We start from the raw sequence: 2,995 nt of genomic DNA on the forward strand, positions 1-2,995 counted from the left end.
GGCCTCTGCATCTACCTTTGCCAATTGATCAACAGCATGCAGCACGTCCAGGCTCGCCGCCACTGGTAGAAACGCGTCGAACTTAACGATCTGCTGGCTTGCGACGGTTAGGTGCCGCAATTCACGGTAGACCGACAGCAGGACACCGGTTGAGAAGCAATAAACTTTGCAACCCGTCGGCAGGTTAATCGCTGAGTCATCGGCCACCAGCAGCAGACATGGAGAGACAACCGAATGATTGTGCGCCGCCAGGCGCAGTTGACCACAGCTCGGAATCAAAATAATGCGTAGCTTCGACATCTTGAGCCCCTATTCTTCTCATTTCGAAAGAATCATCGCGCGCCCGCGTCCTTCAAGCTATCAGGTCATCGCCTGAATTCAATCAGCTTTGTTCGACAGGTCTATGTGGCTGGGGTCATACGACGCGGCGCAAACCGCGGCGGTAGCATTGCCATGATCGACGCCTCACCGCTCCCTAAACGGCATCCGTCCGTGCATATGCCCGCACACACCCAATGGATCGTTGCTACGGCGTCAATGGCATTTTCGACTCAACCCGCAAGTGATGCGGCCGGCTCCTGACTGCAGATAGGGGCCTCAAAGGTCGCGTCGGTGTCGTCAACTTGTTGGGATCTCCGCCGTGCGCAGACAGATGCTGGCCCCTCATCTCCGCGACAATGCGCCCAGCACCGACTCAGTTGCGGGACGCGCGCAGGGGCCTTGTGCGGGTCACAATACCCACTGATCCGATCCCAGCGCAGGCAATACGATGACAGGCCGCCCGAAGCGTGGATGGAACGACGCCTCCGCGCACCATGGCTTGCACTGGTCTGCATCTGATGTCATCGCGGCGCACAGGTAATTGTTGCTTGCCGCGAGATACTCCACTCGAATTGAAGCCTTCACCCGCAGTCCCCCACCCCTCACGGCCCTGCAAATCCGGCTCTGATTTTGATGGCCGCGCAGCTCTCTGGCAGCGATTTGCCGGTGTCAAGAAGTTACGCAATGTCCATTTGGAAGCGTGTCGCCGCAGATTCCGGCGCGTCTCTAGCAGTCGGCACGGGCGACGCTGTCGATCAAACAAGGCCCTATGCCCTTTCGGCAGTACCCTACGTCGTGGCGCATTACGCACGTCAGGTCCAGTAAGCTCGTCCTCGAATGGTGCTGCAAACGCACTCGACAGCCCTGTGATGACACTGGGATAGTCGGGCGCGGGACGTTCGCGACCAGACTCGATGATCTGCGCCGGGAAGTCAGGAAGCTCATTATCGGCAAGGCCGGGGGGTGTCAGCCTCGAGAGGCCAAGGAGGCGGCACTCACTGATCTGTGACTCGATGGCTGGACTCCGCGAAAACCGGACGTCTGACAACGCTTAAATTATGGGGTGATCGTCCGCCCACGTTTGAGCCCTTGTTTCATGCGGACCTATCGTGATTTCACCCCCGCCGGAGCCGCGCCCGGGCGCTCGGTTGAAGATAAATTCGTGGTCATGGGGCGAGATCTTGGAGCGCCGAGCACCCATTGCCGGAGGGGGTGTGGACAAAATCCTGGACTACCAGGAGGTAGCCCGTGTACTCATACGAATACGCATTCGAGCAGCGCAGCTCTATCTGAAGTTGGGCAAGCGCATCAGCGCCGACCATCAGACAGCTGGGTGATCCCACTAAGAATTCGCTGGAGGCGTGGCATCGCGAATACGAAAAGTGTCACCTTTGCGAACCGGCTATGTTCGTGCCGCACGAAGTTATTCGGCCGAACAGAAACAGACTGCCGTCGATCACTTTCTCAGCCATGACCGATGTGCTGCCGCCACCTTGAGGGCTTTGGGTTATCCGAGTCGGGGGACGTTTGCCAAATGGATCGAGGAATTGTGCCCCGAGATCGGAAAGCATATTGTCGACAGAGCAGCGGGCAGCGTTCCGAAATCGCACGAAGCAAGGCAGGCAGCGGTCATTGAACTGTGCACCAGCGACGAATGCGCAAGCATAGTTGCGCGGAGAGCGGGCGTGAGCAGGCCTTTGGTCGGGAGGTTCCAGCATAAATGAGACGCCACAAGAAAACAGCACCGACCCTTGAGCGTGCGGAGCTGGAGGAGCAGGTCGAATCGCTTCGACGCGACATTCGGAAGCTGGAGCTCGGGCACGACATCCTCAAGAAAGCGAACGAACTGCTAAAAAAGGATGGGCATCGACCCGCAGCTCCTGAGCAACCGGGAGAAGACGACGCTGGTTGATGCCCTGAACAATCCTATGCGTTGCCCAGTTGTTGGCCGTTCTGGGGCTCGTCCGCAGTTCCTACTTCTATCACCGTGCGCTTCTGCTTGTCGCTGACAGACATGCTGGCGCGCGCCGCGTTATCGCAGACATCTTCGAATGCAATCACCGCTGCTACGGCTATCGTCGAATTCGGGCGGCATTGAGCAGGCAGCAGGTCTTCATCTCGGAGAAGGTCGTGCGACGTTTGATGCGACAGGAGGGTTTGGCCGCTGCCACAACCAGACGAAGTCGCTACGGCTCCTATCGAGGAGAAACCAGCCCCGCTCCGGAGAATCTCATCAATCGTGATTTCCGTGCAGCCGCACCGAATCAGAAATGGCTTACCGACATCACTGAATTCCAGATTCCAGCCGGCAAGGTGTATCTGTCGCCGGTAATCGACTGCCTCGACGGGCTCGTTGTGAGCTGGTCAATCGGCACACGGCCAGATGCCGAACTCGTCAATGCCATGCTGGATTCGGCCATCGAGACGGTGGCTGACGGTGATGATCGACCAGTGGTTCATTCCGATCGCGGTGCGCACTATCGTTGGCCTGGATGGCTATCTCGGATGCGCAATGCGGGGCTCGTTCGTTCGACGTCACGCAAAGGATGTTCGCCCGATAACGCGGCCTGTGAAGGCTTCTTCGGTCGGCTCAAAAACGGAACTGTTCTATCCTCGTGACTGGCGTGCTACGACCGTTGATCGCTTCATTGAGATTCTCGAATCGTACATACGC

At 58.0% G+C, this 2,995-nt stretch carries 1 protein-coding gene and 1 pseudogene; one reads left to right on the forward strand and one right to left on the reverse strand.

The genetic code is table 11. The features are described from left to right. Positions 1–300: hypothetical protein (locus P0D80_RS49200; protein WP_408295756.1), on the reverse strand; the 300-nt coding region annotated here is incomplete at its 3' end. A 1,269-nt stretch (positions 301–1,569) separates the two neighbouring features. Between P0D80_RS49200 and P0D80_RS49205 the strand changes: the two are divergent. Further along, positions 1,570–2,995: pseudogene (locus P0D80_RS49205) on the forward strand (IS3 family transposase); the annotation flags it as partial.

The organism is Paraburkholderia sp. RL17-373-BIF-A, assembly GCF_046030175.1.
Classification (GTDB): domain Bacteria; phylum Pseudomonadota; class Gammaproteobacteria; order Burkholderiales; family Burkholderiaceae; genus Paraburkholderia.